Origin of the sequence: Variovorax cryoconiti, from assembly GCF_051216395.1 — a bacterium.
In the GTDB taxonomy this organism is placed as follows: Bacteria; Pseudomonadota; Gammaproteobacteria; order Burkholderiales; family Burkholderiaceae_C; genus Variovorax.
In genome coordinates this window covers 874,234-889,736 of sequence record NZ_JBPJZI010000001.1, presented here as the reverse complement: position 1 = coordinate 889,736, position 15,503 = coordinate 874,234, and the positions used below count along the sequence as shown (strand labels likewise).

Below are 15,503 nucleotides of genomic sequence, written 5' to 3'. Positions count from 1 at the left end.
GCACAGGCTTGGCGCCCCGGGATACCGCCGAACAGCCTGCGCCTGATCGGCCTGGGTTCGGGGCCTGTTCGCGCTTCGCGCTTGTTCACCTCCAGCCAGGCTTGCCTGCGGCACGCAGGGGCGCTCGCCGCGCGGCAGTGGGTTCGTCGCTCCACTGGGCGCCGTGCCGGTGACATCGGCGTTCCGTATTCCCTTCCTTCATCGCTGATCCCGCGACCGTAGCCGGCGCTGCCGAGCCGTCAAGGCGCGCAGGGCCGTGTCCTCGCCTGCGGCTGCGGGCCGCACCCACCCTGCGCTTCTCTCCTTGACGGCCCGGCCCCGCCGTCCCGGTTCTTCGCGGGCGATGAACTCAGGAAAGACGGCGATTCACGGCAGCCACGGCGACCGGCCCAGGTCACCGCGCCGAACCCTCCGAAGCCAACACCGGGCTCCGAATCTTGGAATCCGGTCGGCCTTCAAACCCACAAGGAGCGTGCCTATGCAGACATCGAAGCCATGAATCGACGAAGAGTTTTTGTTTCCTCACCTTGTTCTCTGTTCAACGTCCCGATGGGACAGGAGTTTTCAACATGAACACCGCTACCCTTCAAGAAACCCAGGCCCTTCACGCTGTCGCTGCGGCGGCTGCGATCACCACCGCTGCCGGAGCCGAAGAAACAGGCACGATCGCCGCCGTTGTCGTGCCCTATGAACTGCTGCTGATCCCTCTGTCGAAGCTGCGGCCATCGAGCCGCAACGTGCGCAAGAGCGGCGACACGTCGATTCCCGAACTGGCGGCGAGCATCGCCCGCGTCGGGCTGCTGCAGAACCTCACCGTGATCGCATCCGCCGATGGTGAGCACTTCGAGGTGGTCGCCGGCAAGCGGCGGCTGGCGGCGTTGAAACTGCTGGCGAAGCGTCACAAGCTCGACAAGCACCATCCGGTTCCCTGCCTGCAGGTGCCGGATGCGTCGGCCCGCACGGTGAGCCTGACCGAAAACGTGCAGCGCGAGGCCATGCACCCGGCCGACCAGTTCGAAGCCTTCGCCTCGCTGGTGGCCGAGGGTCGGCCGGTCGAGGACATCGCGGCCGACTTCGGCGTCACGCCGCTGGTGGTGCAGCGCCGCTTGAAGCTCGCCAACGTTTCGCCGCGCCTGCTGGCGGACTACCGGGCCGATGGCGTGACGCTCGATCAGCTGATGGCGCTTGCCATCACCGATGACCACGCGGCGCAGGAGGCCGCGTTCTACGAATCTCCGCACTGGCAGCGCAGCCCGCAGGCGCTGCGCGATCACCTGACGCATGAAGAGATCGACGCGAGCCGGGATGCGCTGGCGCGGTTCGTCGGTGCAGAAGCGTATGCGTCGGCAGGCGGCGGCGTGCGGCGCGATCTTTTCTCGGATGAACAGCAAGGGGTCTATCTGACCGATGCGGGCTTGCTGGACATGCTGGCACGCGCCAAGCTGGCCGCTGTCGCTGACGCGGCGCAGGCCGAGGGCTGGGGCTGGGTGGAGGTGGTGCCGCGCGCCACGGCTTCGGAACTGCACGCCTTCCAGCGGGCACGTCGCACGCGGCGCGATCCAAACAAGGCCGAGGGCAAGCGCATCGCCAAGCTGGAAGCCCAACAGGCCGAACTGCAAGACCAGCTCGACGACGCGGACGCCGACCTGTCGGACGAGGAAGTGCAGGCACGCCATGAAGCACTCGACCGGCTGGGCAACGAGCTGGAAGCGATCGAGCAGACCCTGATGGTCTATGCGCCTGGCGTGGTGCCGGTCGCCGGTGCAGTGGTGTCGGTCAATCATTTGGGCGGTGTCGTAGTTCATCGCGGCTTGCTGCGCGAGGAACAGGCCAAGGCGCTGCGGGCGCAGGAACGGCAAGAGGCCGGCGCGGTGGTCGGTGGCTCGGGGTCGGCCGACGCCGCACCGGCCAAGGCCGGCATCTCGGAGAAGCTGGCGAAGCGGCTGAGCGCGCAACGCACCGCCGCGCTGCAAGCCGAGGTCGCGCGGCATCCGCAGGTGGCGCTGGTGGCGGTGGTCCACCGCCTGGCGCTTCGCGTCATCCTGGATGCCTACGGCTCGGCGGATTCATCGATCAACATCAGCGCTTCGCCGCAGGATGGGCTGGCGATGCACGCGCCGGACATCACGGAGGCGCCGGCAACGGTTGGCATGCGCGAGGTGCGGGAGGCATGGGCAGCACGTCTGCCGGGAGAGCCGGATGCGCTGTTCGCCGAGTTGCTGACCCTGCCACAGCAGGAACTACTGTCGCTGCTGGCCGTGTGCGTGGCTTCGACGGTCGATGCGGTGGTGTCCCGCGAGGATGAAGTGCCTGCCGCTGTGCTCGCACAAGCGGTCAGCCTGGACATGCATGACTGGTGGACGCCGACCGCTGCGAGCTACTTCGGGCATGTCTCAAAAGCGAAGACGCTGGAAGCGGTGCAGGTGTTCGCACCCGATCAGGTCGCGCGGTTGGCGAAGCTCAAGAAGGCAGAGATTGCCAGTGAGGCCGAGCGGCTGGCTGGGGGCTCGGGATGGTTGCCGCTGATGTTCTCCACGCCGGCAGATGCCGCGACCGAGGTGCAGGCCGTGCCGATGCCAGCGGCCAGCGGCAGTGCCGAAGTCGAAGAGGTCGAGGACGCACACGCCGAGGCGTGATGTGGAGCCCCGGCCTTCGGGTCGGGGCTTGGAGTTCTCGCGCAACGCGCGCGGCAAGTGTGCCGCGCGCGCTTTCAATCCAACGACCGAGTCAGCGCTCCGGCTTTGGGGCCGGAGCGGATCGTAGAGCCATTCTCCAGTGGTGCGGACGCGCTTCTACGCTGCGATTCGCCTGGCTGGGTTGGACGGGCGGGAGCATCGACCGAGCATCGAAATGGCTCCGGCGCTGCCGCCCTCATGGGCGGCGGTCGGACGTCAATGCGTCCGATCCACTCCGAACCTCGATGCCCATGAACCAGCAAGCCGTCAGCGAAATCTTCTTTGAAGAAGCCTACTGTGTCCCGGCTGAACAGACGGCGCGGTCGCTGTTCGCGCGGCTGCCACACGGCATCGCGTACGCGCAGACGCTCGTCGAGTGCCTGGCAACGGGCTACCTCATTGCGGTGGTCGAGTCGATCTGCATCCGCGAGATGCAGCAGCACGTCGATCCGCTGACGGAGGTGGTGGTCGGCTGCAGCATGCGGATCGACCATCTCGCGCCGATCCCGCCGGCGACGTGCTTGCGCGTGCGTGGCTGGGTCGAGCGCCTCGGCGAACGCAGTGCGACTTTCTGCGTTCAAGCGCACGACGCCCACGAGGCGGTCTTCGACGGCACCATCACGCTGGTGGCGGCGCAACGCAAGGTCATCGAGCCACGCATTGCCGCCAAGGTTAGTGCGCTTCAAGCCGTTCGCTCGGTAGCTTGACGCGCCGCGCGGCGCCAATGCGGCGGGGCGTTATTCCTTGTCAAGCCGACATGGACCTGGGCCGCGTCCGGGTGCATGCCGGAACGCTTTCGCTGCGGTGAGAGTGCGCAGGCCATGCGTCCTCTCGGATCAGGATCACACCCACAGCGGCCTTGCATTGGTCGTGAATCCAGGCGCGGGCACGGCTTCGCTTTGCTGTGCCTCGGGCTTCTTCGCCGCAACCGTACAGCCCGACAAATTTCCCCGACCTGCGGTCTTCCTCGCGAAGCAAATTTCTCGGGCCTCCCGGTCCTCCGCTGCGCTGCGGCCCCTGCGGGATGCGGCGCGCCCGGTCCCTCACCCATCGGATCACGCCAAGGCCGCGATGGGCGCGACCTAGTCAACCTCGAGAGGACTCATATCATGGCCAACATCGGCACCTTCACCGCACAGAACGACAGCTACACCGGCACGGTTCGCACCCTGACGCTCAACGTCAAGGTCAAGATCGTGCCCAACAACAAGGAGAGCGAGAACGCCCCGGACTACCGCATCGTCGCCGGCAACTTCGAGATCGGCGCGGCGTGGAAGAAGCTCAGCCGGGCGGAGCGCCCCTATCTGTCGGTGACGCTCGACGACCCGTCGTTCCCGGCGACCATCTATGCCCGCCTGGTCGAAGGCGAGGACGGTGCGCACAACCTGATCTGGTCGCGCAGCAAGGGCGACTGAGCGTCGCCCTTGGCGCCCCGCTGCAGCGGGGCGCCATTCGTGGCTTCGACCTACTGCAGCAGCTCGGGCAGGCAGTCGGCGAACTCGGGCTGGATCTTGTTCATCGACTTGGCGATGGCGTCGTCGCCGGTCAGGATGGCCAAGGCCATGCCGGTCATCGTCGTCAGGCCGTTGGAGTTGCACAGGATTTGGAGTGCCAGGTGCATCGGGAAGCCCTCGGCCTGTCGGCGCAGCGGATGGATACCGCCGTGCACGAATGAGTTCATGGCGTGCCAGGACACGTCCTTGAATCTCACCAGCATCTGATGAGCGGCAGCGGGTACGTTCTGGCCAACGCGCTTTCCCATCTGCTCGATCATGTCGCTGGCCGAAGGCAGATTCTTCGCCGCCTGCTCACTCTCGGTGGTGAGGGGCGCCAACAGCTTGGCGATCGCGCCATCGTTGGCGGCGTAGATCAGCCACATGGACCGGGTCAGCGCCTCGAACTGAAGGCGCATCAGGCTGACGGCTGAGGTCGGCAGGCCCGGCGCCATCAAGGCGCGAAGACTGACGGCGTGCTCCAGTGCGACGGAGCACATGGCGAGGGACGCTTCGGACCGGGCCGAGAAGTCGAACTCGGCACCGTCCAGAAGGACTAGCAGACGTTCGTGAAGCTCGTCAGAACGACGAAGCATTGCCTCCAAGGTTTCTTCGTTCGTGTTCGCTTCGGGTACTGACATTTAAGGATCGTATCGGGTGACCATGCCCGCAGCAGGGTGGGCACGACGTGGTCGGGTACGGCCCTTCCCCGGCTCTGCGCCTTTTCGCTTCTGCAGCTTCACGGATTCACGTCCTTGCGTGAAGCCGGTTCCACGGATTTGTGCACATCCGCTTCTACATCTTGGCGGCTCTGTGCATCGGCGTGAATGCGTCGACCCGGTTCCGTGCTTCTCAGGCGTTGCAGTAAGCCGCATCGCAGGCTTCACGAATCTCAGTACAACCGGCGTCGAGCGCCAATGCGTTTGTGCGTCTCCGGCGTTGCCGGACCGCGCTGTCGTGCTGCGCATCGAGCCGCCCACCGCTTTGCGCTGAGCGTCTCGCCCCTGCGGGCTTCCATCGCTGACGCCTGCGCGCTTCGCTTGCCAAGTCAGGTATGGCGCGGGTGGGTGGGGCTGGCTTGCTGCTCCTTCACCGTATCACGGCGTTCCCGCCGTCAAGGTCTGCGCGTGCCTTGCACGCTGGCGTCCTGGCGGCCGTCTGTCGAACCCTGACGGCTGCGCTGCGCCGTGCTGCTTCCGGTCTCGGGCAATCCCGCCCTGATTCCTTCCAAGGAGAAGACCATGACGAAGCTCATCACTGACGAACAACGCACGCTGCTGCTGGCCAACAGCCGCCAGTCTCTCGAACATGAAGACTTCGATCCGGCCCCGGTGGTGAAGCTCTTCACGCCGGACGCCGGGGCGACTTGGTTGCTGACCGAGATCGACCCGGACGACCATGACCACGCATTCGGGCTGTGCGACCTGGGGTACCGTTTCCCGGAAATGGGCTGGGTGAGTCTGGCCGAGCTGGCATCGGTGCGAGGCCGGCTGGGCTTGCAGGTGGAACGCGAGCTGCACTTCAAGGCCGAGAAGCGCCTGAGCGGCTATGCGCGGGAGGCCCGACTTGCTGGCCGCATCGTGACGTAGCGCATCAGGCGACCAGCCGCCGGATCACCGCTCCGGCGGCTGGTGCCATTCGTTCGGGAGCCTGGCTTCTGTTTCCAGCAGCAACTCGCCCGCGCTGCGGTCCAGCGCGCGAGCGATCTTGAGGATCATCGCCAAGGTGGGCATGTGCTCGCCGCGCTCGATCTTGCCCATGTGCGAGCGTTCGACGCCGGCCAGGTGGGCCAGCGTTTCCTGGGCGATGCCGTCTTCCGTGCGCAAGGCGCGAACCACAGCGCCGAAGGCGAGCGCCGGCGCAACCTCGAAGGTTGTCGCGCCGGTGGGCCGTCCACGCTGAATTGCCCGCTTCTGCATGGACAGAAGCGTCGCGGACGATGGCAATTAAAACCACGTTAAACATAACTCATAAATGTTGCGCCGCTCCGGTGCGCTGCCTAGAATTCGCCTTCCGATGCGGCCGAGACAGTCTCCGCCGCCGGTGATTCAAAGGCAGCGTTGCGCGTTCGCGCGACCAATCCCATGCCTCATCAACCCGGCCCACCCCTCATCGTCACGCTGGCCTCGACCTCAGGAGCCGCCGCTGCCGCCTTCCTTACCGATCAGCAGCGCTGGGAAATGCTGGCCAACGGCACTGCACGCGCCCGCGGCGACGCCGCCGATCCGCTGCCCGTGGTGAAGCTGCACACTCTGGACGCGCACGCCACCTGGTTGCTGACCGAGCTTGCGGACGATGGCGACACGGCCTACGGCCTCATCGACATGGGCCTGGGCACGCCGGAGCTGGGTCACGTCCGGCTGTCCGTGCTGGCTTCCATCGTCGGGCCGAACCAGATCCCCGTGCGGGTCGATCTGCATTTCAAGCCGCAGCGCACGTTGTCGGCCTATGCGGCCGACGCGGTGCGCGACGGGTCGATCAACGACTGAAGTTCGGCGAGTGGCGGCGTAGCTGCCCGCGCGACGGCGCATCGCCGCAAAGGCGACCCAGCCGCATCGGTTTCATGGCAGCTTCCTGCGATCGGGAAGGAGTATCGCCATGTCCTTGCACGACATCGAAGACCAGCCGCGTGCGCCGTGGGCGGTGTCGGCCGCGTACTTATATACGCTGGACCTCGACGGTCCCGCGCTCGCGTGGGAGTACCTGCGTCGCAATCCGATGTACCGAGCCGAACATGCCGCGTGGGCGCGGCGACGATCCGCATGGTTCGAGCGATGGGGCTTGCGATGTTGCCGAGGACCCGCGCCTGGATGCGCGCGAGGCGCATCCGCACTGGCTCGCGTCCGCTGACGAGCTGCTGCAGGTACGCGCTTCGCGCTCGCACCGTGACGCCAGCCGCTTCGATCTCTGGCGCATCCCCGGCCGCAAGCGCCTGACGCTGGGCGATGCCGAACTGACGCTCACCGCAGCGCAGTCGGCGCTGAATCTGCGTGTCGCTCTGGCCGGTGATGTTGCTGACGGCGCAGGGTACACCTGCGCGGTACCGCTTACGCCGGCTCTGCGCGGCCAGCTCGACGTGTTCGGCTGCCAGGCGAAGGCACTGCAAGGCGAGACGCCGGCCGGCCATCCCGTACGACCCGTCACTCGGGCGGCCCTGCTACACCTGCGCGCCGTGCAGGCGCTCGATGCCGCGCAGGCCGGCGCGTCGCACCGCGACATCGCCCAGGCCTTGTTCGGCCTTGAAGCCGTGGTGCTGCGCTGGCACGAAGACGGCGAACTTCGAGCGCAAGTGCGCCATCTGCTGCGTCGCGCCGAGGGCTACATGACTGGCGACTATCGGGACCTGGCAGGCGTGTCGCCGGCCGCATCGAAGCACCCCGGAGACGAAGCGCTGCGCTGAATTTCTCCCTGCCTTGATCGGGCGTGGTTCCCGAGACTGCCTCCAACGGGCCGCGAATGGTTTGCGGCCCATCCACAGCGATGGAGGCCTTCATGGCAGTCGGCAGTTCCCCCCTTTCCCGCACGGCCGCAGTGACTGCGCCGCAGCCTTCCCCGGTTTCGGCAGCGCCGGCCAGTCCCGAATTCCTGACCACCGACGAAGCCGGCGCCTTCCTGCGGCTGTCGCCTCGCACGCTGGAGAAGCAGCGCGTGCTGGGCGGTGGTCCTCGCTTTCGCAAGTTCGGCGCGCGCGTGGTCTACGCGGCCGTCGACTTGCGCGCCTGGGCCGACAGCCACACCTACGGCATGACCTCGGACCCCGGCTACGTGCAGCGTGACTCTGTCCGCTGATCGCCCTGCACGATTCGGAGCAAACGCGATGTCCAAGCGCGCGAGCGAACGCGAACAGCTCTCGCTGTTCCGCGCGCTGCCGTCCGGGGACATGGCGCTGCGCGATGCACAGGACTTGATGGCTTACCCGTTCTTCAGCCTGGCCAAGTCGCCACGGATCGTGCCGATCCGCTTCGAGTCCGGTGGCATCTCGCTCACCGTCGAAGGCGTTCCCGAGCACGGCATCGCCACCATCTGGGATGCCGACGTGCTGATCTGGGCCGCGAGCCAGATCATCCAGGCGAAGAAGGAAGGCATCGCGCCCTCGCGCCTGATGGTGGCCACGCCCTACGAGATCCTGCGCTACGTGCAGCGCGGCATCGGGCGCAGCGACTACCTGGCGCTGCGCGCTGCGCTGGACCGGCTGCAGTCCACCACCGTCGCCACGACCTTGCGACAGCGCGACCGGCCGAACGGCGGCAAGCGCGTGCACCGCTTCTCATGGATCAACGAGTGGAAGGAGTACGTCCGGCCCGACGGGCGCTCCGACGGCATCGAGCTGATCCTGGCCGACTGGTTCTTCACCGGCGTGATGGACGACACCCTCGTGCTCACGCTCGACCCGACGTATTTCCGGCTTTCAGGCGGCATCGAACGCTGGTTGTACCGGCTGGTGCGCAAGCACGGTGGCCGGCAGCCCGCCGGCTGGCGCTTCGAGATGCGCCACCTGCACCTGAAGTCCGGGAGCCTGCAGCGCCCATCCGACTTCGCAATCCAGGTGCGCCAGCTTGCGCGGCGCCAGGCACTGCCGGGTTACCTGCTGGTCATCGAGCGCAGTGGTGGCACCGAATGGCTGGCCTTCCGACCCCGGCCAACGAGCGCGGGCCACGGCGACTTATCCACAGCTTCTGTTGAAGAACCTGTGGACGGCGTGTGGACTGGCTCGGTGGATCACCCGCACGACCCTCGGTTGATCGCCCGCAGAAACATCGGTGGATCACCCGCACCGATCGGCCGCAAAGCGGCGCCCAGCAACGGTTTCGGGCTTCCCTAAACATCTAAAGGGATACATAAATGGAATTCACGCGCGCGCGAGCCGAAGCTGCTCAAAAAACGGGCAGTGCCTTGCAGGAGGCAGTCCGAACAGCCCCAACAGCCGAAAACCGCTTGCCAGGAAAAGAGCACCGGCCCGGCAAGGTGATCGCGCTGCTCAACCAGAAAGGCGGCGCGGGCAAGACCACGCTCGCCACCCACCTGGCTGGCGAACTCGCGATGGCGGGATGCCGCGTGACGCTGCTCGATGCCGATCCGCAGGGCTCTGCTCTCGACTGGGCACAACGACGGCTTCAGAACGGCCAGGAGCGGCTCTACGGCGTGTTCGGGCTGGCCAGGGACTCGCTGCACCAGGAAGCGCCACAGATCGCCCTTGAAGCGGACTACGTCGTGATCGATGGCCCACCTCGCGTCGCCGCCCTCGCGCGCTCGGCGCTGCTCGCCGCCGACCTGGTGCTGATCCCCGTGCAACCGAGTGCCTACGACGTGTGGGCCAGCCATGAGATGGTGACGCTCATTGCCGAGGCCCGCGTCTTCAGGCCGCAGCTTCGCGCGGCCTTCGTGATCAACCGGCGTGTGGTCGGCACGGTGATCGGCCGCGAGGCACGCACGGCACTCGCCGATCAACCATTCGCGGCGCTGCACGCCGAAGTCTCGCAGCGCATCGTCTTCGCCGACAGCGTGGCCGCCGGCCGGCTTGCGTGCGAAGCGGCGCCGAAGTGCGCCGCCGCTCGGGAAATCGCAGCGCTGGCGCAGGCGGTGCGGGAGATGCTGCGATGACGGCGCCATCAACATCCGCAGCACTGAAACGCGCGCCCATCGGGCGCAGGCCCGCTGCCGATCCCGCATCGACCTGGGTGCGACAGGCCGACGCACCAGAGGCCGTCGCCAAAGCGTCGATCTACACGGCGCGCCTCACGATCGACGTGACGCCTGCGCTGCGCGGGCGCATCAAGGTCATCGCGTTCACACGTGGCATCACTGCCGCCGAGATGCTGCGGGAACTGCTGGAGCGAGAGTACGGCGGAGGTGAGGCATGACGCAGCCGCGGACACTTGTCGTGCAGTCGTGGCCGCAGGCCGCGCTGCCGCCACGACCGACGCATATGCGGGTGTCGCTCGCCTTCGTCGAGCACCGCGTGAACGTATGGCTTCGCTTTGGGAAGCCTGTGCGCGAGACGACGCTGGACCGTTGGCGGCGCGTGGCGACCTTCGAGCCCAACACCGGGTGCTGCCGCGTGAAGTGGATCGGCAACGACTACGGTACCGCGCTCTGGCAGCTCATGGTGCTGCAGGCGCCGATGCCGTTCGACTGTGCCCAACGCATCGCTGGCGTGCTGCCAGGCGCGCGCATCCTGCTGCGTGCCGATGGCGAGCAACAGGTGAAGGCAGTGCTCGAAGTGATCGACGCCATCGAAGCGTTGGGCCTCGACCCATGTGACGTTGCACTGACCTACTGGCGCACGGTCGGCAACCGGCTTGCCGCACGCCAGCCGCTGCCCGACTACACCGCCGAGCGGCATGCGGCGCATCTGGCTCGCGAAGTATTGAGATGACGCCCCGCATGCTCTTCGTCTGCATGAGCGTCGGCCTGGCTGCACTGTGCGCGCCAGCCGTCATGCCAATGTCGCCGCATGGCCGCGTGTGGGTGGTCTACAACCCGACGGACAGTGTGCCGCGCGGCTGGTACCGCGTCGGCCGCATCAATGACGCCACCTCGCTGCACGTCGGCAACATCGTTCTGGCACGGCTTCCTGCAGACGCAGCCGCGTTTGCTGCGCAGCGTGGCTACCTGCCGAGCGGTGTGCCGATCCTTAAGCGCATCGGTGCCACGGCACCGCAAGCGGTGTGTGTTCGCGAACAAGTCGTGGACGTCGATGGCGCAGCGGTGGCGACAGTGCGAACGCATGACGGGGCTCATCGACCGCTGCAAGCCTGGCCGCAATGTCGCCCTCTCGGCAATGGCGAACTGTTCCTGCTCAGCGACACGAACCCGGCGTCGTTCGACAGCCGTTACTTCGGCCCCATCGCGGCATCTGCCGTGCTCGGCATCGCGCGTCCCTTGTGGACATGGAGCACACCATGAGCATTGCTGCGTCATGCCGCCGGACTGCAGCTGGGCATGCGCCTGAGCTGCCTTCCTTCGTGCAGGGAGCCTGCCACCAGCGTGCAGCGCGAGCTGCACCGCCGCTGCCCTTCAGGCAGCGTTGCGCACCTCGTGCGTGGCTGGCGGCAGGTCGCAGCCGGGAGCGAATGCGAGGGGCGGAGACAGAGGGCCAGATAAAAGGGGTGGCACGTCGTGCCCCTCGAAGCCAGTCTGCACGTGGGTTTGCGGCGGCACCGCATGGGGTCTTGCGCGTGCCGCGGAGCGCTTGGAATCCGTATGCCTGTGGCGTTTGCAGCGTGCCGTTTGCCATGCGCTGCGCCGCAGCGCGCTGGGGTCTTCGCCATGACTCGTGCTGACGAGGACCGCTTCCGCGTCAAGCCCGCAGCGCCGAAGTCGCGTGGTGGGCCGCGTTCGCAGCGCTTCGTTTCAACGGTGCTCAAGCAGATGTCGAAGTCTGGCGTGAAGCCGTCGGGCAAGAGCTTGGGTAGGCCAGGCAACACCTTCGGCCGTGGCCGCGTGGCTGCCACCGTGGCCGGCCAGCGCATGAGACCGAACGCTCGTCGCGTGGTCATCAAGTCCCGCTTCGTGGTGCTCCGGCGCGCCAGTCCAAACTCGGTGGCCGTGCACCTGCGCTACGTCGAGCGCGATGGCGTCACCCGCGACGGGCAGAAGGGCCAGGCCTACGGCGCGGACACCGACACGGCCGACCTGAAGGCGTTTCAGGAGCGCGGCCAGAACGACCGCCATCAGTTCCGCTTCATCGTCTCGGCCGAAGATGGTCTGGAGCTGAAAGACTTGAAAGGCTTTACCCGCCAGCTCATGGGCCGCATGGAGACCGACCTGGAGACTCGGCTGGACTGGGTGGCCGTGGACCACTGGGACACGGACAACCCGCACACCCACATCGTGCTGAATGGTCACACCAGCGACAGAGGAGATCTGGTCATCTCCCCGGACTACATGGCCCATGGCATGCGCATGCGCGCCAGCGAGATCGCCACCGACTGGCTGGGGCCGCGCACAGAGCTGGAAATACGGCAAAGCCTGCTGCGCGAGGTGGACCAGCAGCGGTTGACCGGCTTGGATCGCGCGCTGATCCGGCAGGCTGTCTCAAACAGCATCGACCTGACCAGCAAACAGCAAGACCGGCAACACCAGAACGCGCTCCGTGCGCGATTACAGCGGCTCGAAGCCATGGGGCTGGCCGCGCGGATGGATGCGAACCGTTGGAAACTGCAGCCCGACATGGCGGCCACGCTCAACGCGATGGGCGAGCGCGAGGATGCGCAGGCTGCTGTGCGCCGGGCGCTCAAGGGTCAGCAACGCGAATGCGTGGTGCACGAACAGCCGGCCGCTCCCGTGATCGGCCGCATCGCGGGCAAAGGTCTGGCCGACGAGCTGCACGACCGCGGCTACCTCGTGGTCGATGGCATCGAAGGCCGCGCGCACTACCTGAAACTGCCGGCGGGCACCGATCTGGCCGAGCTCCCCCTGCATGGCATCGTAGAAGCGAAGCCGCCTGCGCAGGAGAAGCCGATGGACCGCAACATTGCGGCGGTGGCGAAGGACGGCATATACAAGACCGACGATCATCTGACCCAACTGAAGCTAAACAACGACCGCGACCCGCAGTCCACCGTCAATGCCCACGTGCGCCGGCTCGAAGCCCTGCGCCGGTCCGGCATCGTGGAGCGAGTTGCCGATGGCGTCTGGAAGGTGCCACCGAACTTGATGCAGAAAGCCCAGCAGCACGATGCGCAGAAGGCCACAGGCCTGGTGATCGAGCTGCGCTCGCACCTGTCCATCGACCAGCAAGTGCGCGCCATCGGCGCCACCTGGCTGGACAAGCAACTGGTCGGCGACAGTGCGGGGCTGGCAACCCAAGGCTTCGGCGCCCAGGTGCGCGATGCGATGCACAGCCGCGTGGACTTCCTCGCCGAGCAAGGTCTGGCCGAGCGGCGCGGCCAGCGCGTTGTGCCGTCGCGCAACCTGCTGGCCACCTTGCGTGACCGGGAACTGGCAACCGTGGGCAAGGCACTGCAAGAACAGACCGGCCAAACCTACCGGCCGGTGCCCGACGGCGGGCAGGCCAGCGGCGTCTACCGCCGCAGCCTGCAGCTCGCCAGCGGCCGTTTCGCGATGCTCGACGACGGCTTGGGTTTCAATCTCGTGCCGTGGCGGCCGGTGATCGAACAGCGGTTAGGCCAGCAGGTCTCGGCGGTCGTTCGCGGGCAGTCCGTCACTTGGCAATTCGGGCGCCGACGCGGTATCGGCATCTGAAGACGGCGCAGCGCCGGCAAGCTTTCCGGGCTTCACGCCGCGGGCATGCAAGGACTACCGCGCCGAGACGAAGTGAAAGACCGATCCGCCCTGCCGCTACGCGCGGGCGAACTTCTTCCTCACACGCAGTTTCATCGCAGCGCCTCGATTACCAGGGCCAGGGCAGGCGCGATTTGGCGTCGGTTCGCGTAGTACAGGTGGTAACCAGGAAAGCGCGGCCACCAGTCTTCCAGCACTGGAACGAGCCGGCCTTCTGTGATGTGCGGCTGCATGAGGTCCCAGGGCACGTAGGCGAAACCCAGCCCGTCCAGCGCGGCCTGCAGCATCAGGGTCGTGCTGTTGAACACCGTCTGGCCCTGCACCCGCACCTTGACCGACTTCTTGCCCTTCTCGAAGTCCCACGCATAGAGGTTGCCGTGGGTTGGAAGGCGCAGGTTCACGCAGCGGTGATCGGTCAGATCCTGCGGCTTCTTTGGCAGCGGCTTGTCCGCCAAGTACTTGGGCGATGCGGCAACTGCCATGCGCAGATCAGGTGAGATGCGCACGGCCACCATGTCCTTGTCCACGCGGTCGCCGACACGCACGCCCGCATCGAACCGGTGCGACGCGATGTCGGTGAATGCGTAATCGACGCTGAACTCGATCTGGATGTCGGGGTACTGCTTGAGCAACGGCATCAGTCGTGGCCACAGTGCGGTCGTGATGGCATGGTCATGCGCCGTGATGCGTACGGTCCCGGCGGGCTTGTCGCGCATCGCACTAAGCGAACCCAGTTCGGCCTCGATTTCCTGCAGACGTGGCGCGACTGTGTCGAGCAGTCGGGCGCCGGCTTCCGTGGTCGAAACGCTGCGCGTGGTGCGGGTGAGAAGGCGTACGCCCAGACGCGCCTCCAGCGCCAGCATCGCGTGGCTCAAAGCGGAACGCGACAGGCCCATCTGAGCTGCCGCTCGGGTGAAGCTCCGCTCCCGCGCCACCACGACGAAGGCCTGCAGGTCATTCAGATTCTCTTTAGCCATTGGTGAACGATTTGCACATGTGTATCCCGATCATCCCATCTTCTCTGCCAAAGGGTATGGAAATACAGTTCATTGAGCGACGCCACTCCTGTCCTTCGACAGCGCCACCCGAACACACCAGAGGCTCCTTCCAATGAAACTGATCCGCCCCGGCACGCAGCCGTCCGCCAAGGGACCTGCCGACTTCTTCACCGGCAGCGTTCGCATCGATATGCTGAACAGCCCGCCGGCACCGGCACGGACCTCGTGCGCCACCGTCACCTTCGAGCCAGGTGCGCGTTCGGCCTGGCATACCCATCCGCTGGGCCAGACCCTGATCGTCACGGCGGGGTGCGGCTGGACGCAGTGCGAAGGCGAGCCGGTCGTCGAGATCCGTGCTGGCGATGTTGTCTGGTGCCCGCCCGGCCACAAGCACTGGCACGGCGCGACCGACACGACGGCGATGACCCACATTGCCGTCACCGAAGCCCTCGACGGAAACGGCGTCGTATGGCTGGAGCACGTCACCGATGCGGAGTATTTCGCGGGACCGCCCGGCAATGCCACGAAGACCGGGAGGCCAGATTGAACAAGTTTGTCTACCCACTCGTCGCATGTCTCTTGGTCGTGCAAGCAGGCGCTGCGGGTGCCACAGAGCCATCCACCGTGGCTTCTATCGGGCAGCAGACGATCACGCGCGCTGGCTCCAAGGCGTCCGCAGCCGGTCCGGACACTTTTTTTACGGGACGCGTGCGAGTGGATCCTGTCTGGCCCGCCAGCAATGGCATCAACGCGACGGGTGCCTACGTGACTTTCGAACCCGGTGCCCGCTCGGCCTGGCATACCCATCCCAAGGGTCAGCAACTGGTCGTCGTTTCCGGCGTGGGCCGGACGCAGGAGTGGGGCAAGCCCGCGCAGGACCTGCGCCCCGGCGACGTGGTGTGGTGTCCGCCGGGGGTCAAGCACTGGCACGGCGCAGCGCCCACGACGGCCATGACGCACCTCGCGGTCACAGGCACGATTGACGGAAAGGGCGTGGAATGGATGGAAAAGGTCAACGATGAGCAGTACACCGCGCGCTAAGCGTTACGCCCAACTCGCAATGATGGGCTTGGCCCTGGGCGGCTCGGCAG

General features: G+C 66.5%; 18 protein-coding genes and 1 pseudogene. 16 read left to right on the top strand and 3 right to left on the bottom strand.

Going from position 1 to position 15,503, the window contains the following annotated elements:
* The first annotated feature begins 569 nt into the window (after positions 1 to 569).
* The 3 genes from ACSFA2_RS04445 to ACSFA2_RS04435 all read left to right on the top strand — a co-directional run bounded on the left by ACSFA2_RS04445 (position 570) and on the right by ACSFA2_RS04435 (position 4,090).
* Positions 570 to 2,636 (top strand): ParB/RepB/Spo0J family partition protein, encoded by a 2,067-nt coding sequence (locus ACSFA2_RS04445; RefSeq protein ID WP_435454079.1) that lies wholly within the window; start codon positions 570 to 572, stop codon positions 2,634 to 2,636.
* Between the two features lie 290 nt (positions 2,637 to 2,926).
* Positions 2,927 to 3,382, top strand: a complete 456-nt coding sequence (locus ACSFA2_RS04440) for a thioesterase family protein (protein WP_435454078.1) — start codon at positions 2,927 to 2,929, stop codon at positions 3,380 to 3,382.
* A gap of 402 nt (positions 3,383 to 3,784) precedes the next feature.
* Entirely contained in the window at positions 3,785 to 4,090 is a 306-nt protein-coding gene (locus ACSFA2_RS04435) for a DUF736 domain-containing protein (protein WP_435454077.1), read from the top strand.
* Positions 4,091 to 4,140: 50 nt separating this feature from the next.
* On the opposite strand, the gene ACSFA2_RS04430 is transcribed toward ACSFA2_RS04435, so the two are convergent.
* Positions 4,141 to 4,809: a DUF6988 family protein gene (locus tag ACSFA2_RS04430; protein WP_435454076.1), complete on the bottom strand. Its 669-nt coding sequence runs from the start codon at positions 4,807 to 4,809 to the stop codon at positions 4,141 to 4,143.
* 600 nt (positions 4,810 to 5,409) lie between these two features.
* Here ACSFA2_RS04430 and ACSFA2_RS04425 point away from each other — a divergent pair.
* Positions 5,410 to 5,757: a DUF2958 domain-containing protein gene (locus tag ACSFA2_RS04425; protein WP_435454075.1), complete on the top strand. Its 348-nt coding sequence runs from the start codon at positions 5,410 to 5,412 to the stop codon at positions 5,755 to 5,757.
* 24 nt (positions 5,758 to 5,781) lie between these two features.
* On the opposite strand, the gene ACSFA2_RS04420 is transcribed toward ACSFA2_RS04425, so the two are convergent.
* Positions 5,782 to 6,087 (bottom strand): helix-turn-helix domain-containing protein, encoded by a 306-nt coding sequence (locus ACSFA2_RS04420; RefSeq protein ID WP_435454074.1) that lies wholly within the window; start codon positions 6,085 to 6,087, stop codon positions 5,782 to 5,784.
* A 261-nt stretch (positions 6,088 to 6,348) separates the two neighbouring features.
* Here ACSFA2_RS04420 and ACSFA2_RS04415 point away from each other — a divergent pair, with 261 nt between their 5' ends.
* The 10 genes and pseudogenes from ACSFA2_RS04415 to ACSFA2_RS04370 all read left to right on the top strand — a co-directional run bounded on the left by ACSFA2_RS04415 (position 6,349) and on the right by ACSFA2_RS04370 (position 13,375).
* A complete protein-coding gene (locus tag ACSFA2_RS04415; RefSeq protein ID WP_435454175.1) occupies positions 6,349 to 6,657 on the top strand; it encodes a DUF2958 domain-containing protein in 309 nt (102 codons plus the stop codon).
* Positions 6,658 to 6,766: 109 nt separating this feature from the next.
* Entirely contained in the window at positions 6,767 to 7,018 is a 252-nt protein-coding gene (locus ACSFA2_RS04410) for a transcriptional regulator domain-containing protein (protein WP_435454073.1), read from the top strand.
* Positions 6,903 to 7,568, top strand: coding sequence for a DUF2285 domain-containing protein (locus ACSFA2_RS04405; RefSeq protein ID WP_435454072.1), 666 nt, complete (start codon positions 6,903 to 6,905; stop codon positions 7,566 to 7,568). Before ACSFA2_RS04410 ends, ACSFA2_RS04405 begins: the two co-directional genes overlap by 116 nt.
* A 92-nt stretch (positions 7,569 to 7,660) precedes the next feature.
* A complete protein-coding gene (locus ACSFA2_RS04400) occupies positions 7,661 to 7,957 on the top strand; it encodes a helix-turn-helix transcriptional regulator (RefSeq protein WP_435454071.1) in 297 nt (98 codons plus the stop codon).
* A gap of 28 nt (positions 7,958 to 7,985) precedes the next feature.
* Positions 7,986 to 8,822, top strand: a pseudogene (locus ACSFA2_RS04395) (replication initiator protein A); the annotation flags it as partial.
* Positions 8,823 to 9,010: 188 nt separating this feature from the next.
* Positions 9,011 to 9,769, top strand: coding sequence for a ParA family partition ATPase (parA, locus tag ACSFA2_RS04390; protein ID WP_435454070.1), 759 nt, complete (start codon positions 9,011 to 9,013; stop codon positions 9,767 to 9,769).
* The gene (locus tag ACSFA2_RS04385; RefSeq protein WP_435454069.1) at positions 9,766 to 10,029 is read left to right on the top strand and encodes a chromosome partitioning protein ParB; all 264 of its coding nucleotides are present in this window, start codon (positions 9,766 to 9,768) and stop codon (positions 10,027 to 10,029) included. Before parA ends, ACSFA2_RS04385 begins: the two co-directional genes overlap by 4 nt.
* Positions 10,026 to 10,544 carry a DUF2840 domain-containing protein gene (locus tag ACSFA2_RS04380; protein ID WP_435454068.1) on the top strand — a complete coding sequence of 173 codons (519 nt, stop codon included), beginning with the start codon at positions 10,026 to 10,028 and terminating at the stop codon, positions 10,542 to 10,544. The genes ACSFA2_RS04385 and ACSFA2_RS04380 overlap by 4 nt, the downstream gene beginning before the upstream one ends.
* Before the next feature lie 8 nt (positions 10,545 to 10,552).
* On the top strand, positions 10,553 to 11,074 hold the full coding sequence (locus ACSFA2_RS04375; protein ID WP_435454067.1) for a S26 family signal peptidase: 522 nt from the start codon (positions 10,553 to 10,555) through the stop codon (positions 11,072 to 11,074).
* 363 nt (positions 11,075 to 11,437) lie between these two features.
* Positions 11,438 to 13,375 carry a DUF3363 domain-containing protein gene (locus ACSFA2_RS04370; RefSeq protein WP_435454066.1) on the top strand — a complete coding sequence of 646 codons (1,938 nt, stop codon included), beginning with the start codon at positions 11,438 to 11,440 and terminating at the stop codon, positions 13,373 to 13,375.
* Positions 13,376 to 13,506: 131 nt separating this feature from the next.
* Here ACSFA2_RS04370 and ACSFA2_RS04365 read toward each other — a convergent pair whose 3' ends face one another.
* Entirely contained in the window at positions 13,507 to 14,391 is an 885-nt protein-coding gene (locus ACSFA2_RS04365) for a LysR family transcriptional regulator (RefSeq protein ID WP_435454065.1), read from the bottom strand.
* 133 nt (positions 14,392 to 14,524) lie between these two features.
* Between ACSFA2_RS04365 and ACSFA2_RS04360 the strand changes: the two genes are divergently transcribed.
* Positions 14,525 to 14,959 (top strand): (R)-mandelonitrile lyase, encoded by a 435-nt coding sequence (locus ACSFA2_RS04360; RefSeq protein ID WP_435454064.1) that lies wholly within the window; start codon positions 14,525 to 14,527, stop codon positions 14,957 to 14,959.
* Positions 14,956 to 15,453 (top strand): (R)-mandelonitrile lyase, encoded by a 498-nt coding sequence (locus tag ACSFA2_RS04355; protein WP_435454063.1) that lies wholly within the window; start codon positions 14,956 to 14,958, stop codon positions 15,451 to 15,453. Before ACSFA2_RS04360 ends, ACSFA2_RS04355 begins: the two co-directional genes overlap by 4 nt.
* Positions 15,454 to 15,503: the final 50 nt, after the last annotated feature.

What these genes read in the sequence shown, in the direction of transcription:
- ACSFA2_RS04400 (WP_435454071.1), top strand. Translation starts at nt 7,661, where the DNA reads ATGGCAGTCGGCAGTTCCCCCCTTTCCCGCACGGCCGCAGTGACTGCG.
- ACSFA2_RS04440 (WP_435454078.1), top strand. Translation starts at nt 2,927, where the DNA reads ATGAACCAGCAAGCCGTCAGCGAAATCTTCTTTGAAGAAGCCTACTGT.
- ACSFA2_RS04380 (WP_435454068.1), top strand. Translation starts at nt 10,026, where the DNA reads ATGACGCAGCCGCGGACACTTGTCGTGCAGTCGTGGCCGCAGGCCGCG.
- ACSFA2_RS04385 (WP_435454069.1), top strand. Translation starts at nt 9,766, where the DNA reads ATGACGGCGCCATCAACATCCGCAGCACTGAAACGCGCGCCCATCGGG.
- ACSFA2_RS04375 (WP_435454067.1), top strand. Translation starts at nt 10,553, where the DNA reads ATGCTCTTCGTCTGCATGAGCGTCGGCCTGGCTGCACTGTGCGCGCCA.
- ACSFA2_RS04405 (WP_435454072.1), top strand. Translation starts at nt 6,903, where the DNA reads ATGCCGCGTGGGCGCGGCGACGATCCGCATGGTTCGAGCGATGGGGCT.
- ACSFA2_RS04370 (WP_435454066.1), top strand. Translation starts at nt 11,438, where the DNA reads ATGACTCGTGCTGACGAGGACCGCTTCCGCGTCAAGCCCGCAGCGCCG.
- ACSFA2_RS04420 (WP_435454074.1), bottom strand. Translation starts at nt 6,087, where the DNA reads ATGCAGAAGCGGGCAATTCAGCGTGGACGGCCCACCGGCGCGACAACC.
- parA (WP_435454070.1), top strand. Translation starts at nt 9,011, where the DNA reads ATGGAATTCACGCGCGCGCGAGCCGAAGCTGCTCAAAAAACGGGCAGT.
- ACSFA2_RS04360 (WP_435454064.1), top strand. Translation starts at nt 14,525, where the DNA reads ATGAAACTGATCCGCCCCGGCACGCAGCCGTCCGCCAAGGGACCTGCC.
- ACSFA2_RS04425 (WP_435454075.1), top strand. Translation starts at nt 5,410, where the DNA reads ATGACGAAGCTCATCACTGACGAACAACGCACGCTGCTGCTGGCCAAC.
- ACSFA2_RS04445 (WP_435454079.1), top strand. Translation starts at nt 570, where the DNA reads ATGAACACCGCTACCCTTCAAGAAACCCAGGCCCTTCACGCTGTCGCT.
- ACSFA2_RS04415 (WP_435454175.1), top strand. Translation starts at nt 6,349, where the DNA reads ATGCTGGCCAACGGCACTGCACGCGCCCGCGGCGACGCCGCCGATCCG.
- ACSFA2_RS04430 (WP_435454076.1), bottom strand. Translation starts at nt 4,809, where the DNA reads ATGTCAGTACCCGAAGCGAACACGAACGAAGAAACCTTGGAGGCAATG.
- ACSFA2_RS04410 (WP_435454073.1), top strand. Translation starts at nt 6,767, where the DNA reads ATGTCCTTGCACGACATCGAAGACCAGCCGCGTGCGCCGTGGGCGGTG.
- ACSFA2_RS04365 (WP_435454065.1), bottom strand. Translation starts at nt 14,391, where the DNA reads ATGGCTAAAGAGAATCTGAATGACCTGCAGGCCTTCGTCGTGGTGGCG.
- ACSFA2_RS04435 (WP_435454077.1), top strand. Translation starts at nt 3,785, where the DNA reads ATGGCCAACATCGGCACCTTCACCGCACAGAACGACAGCTACACCGGC.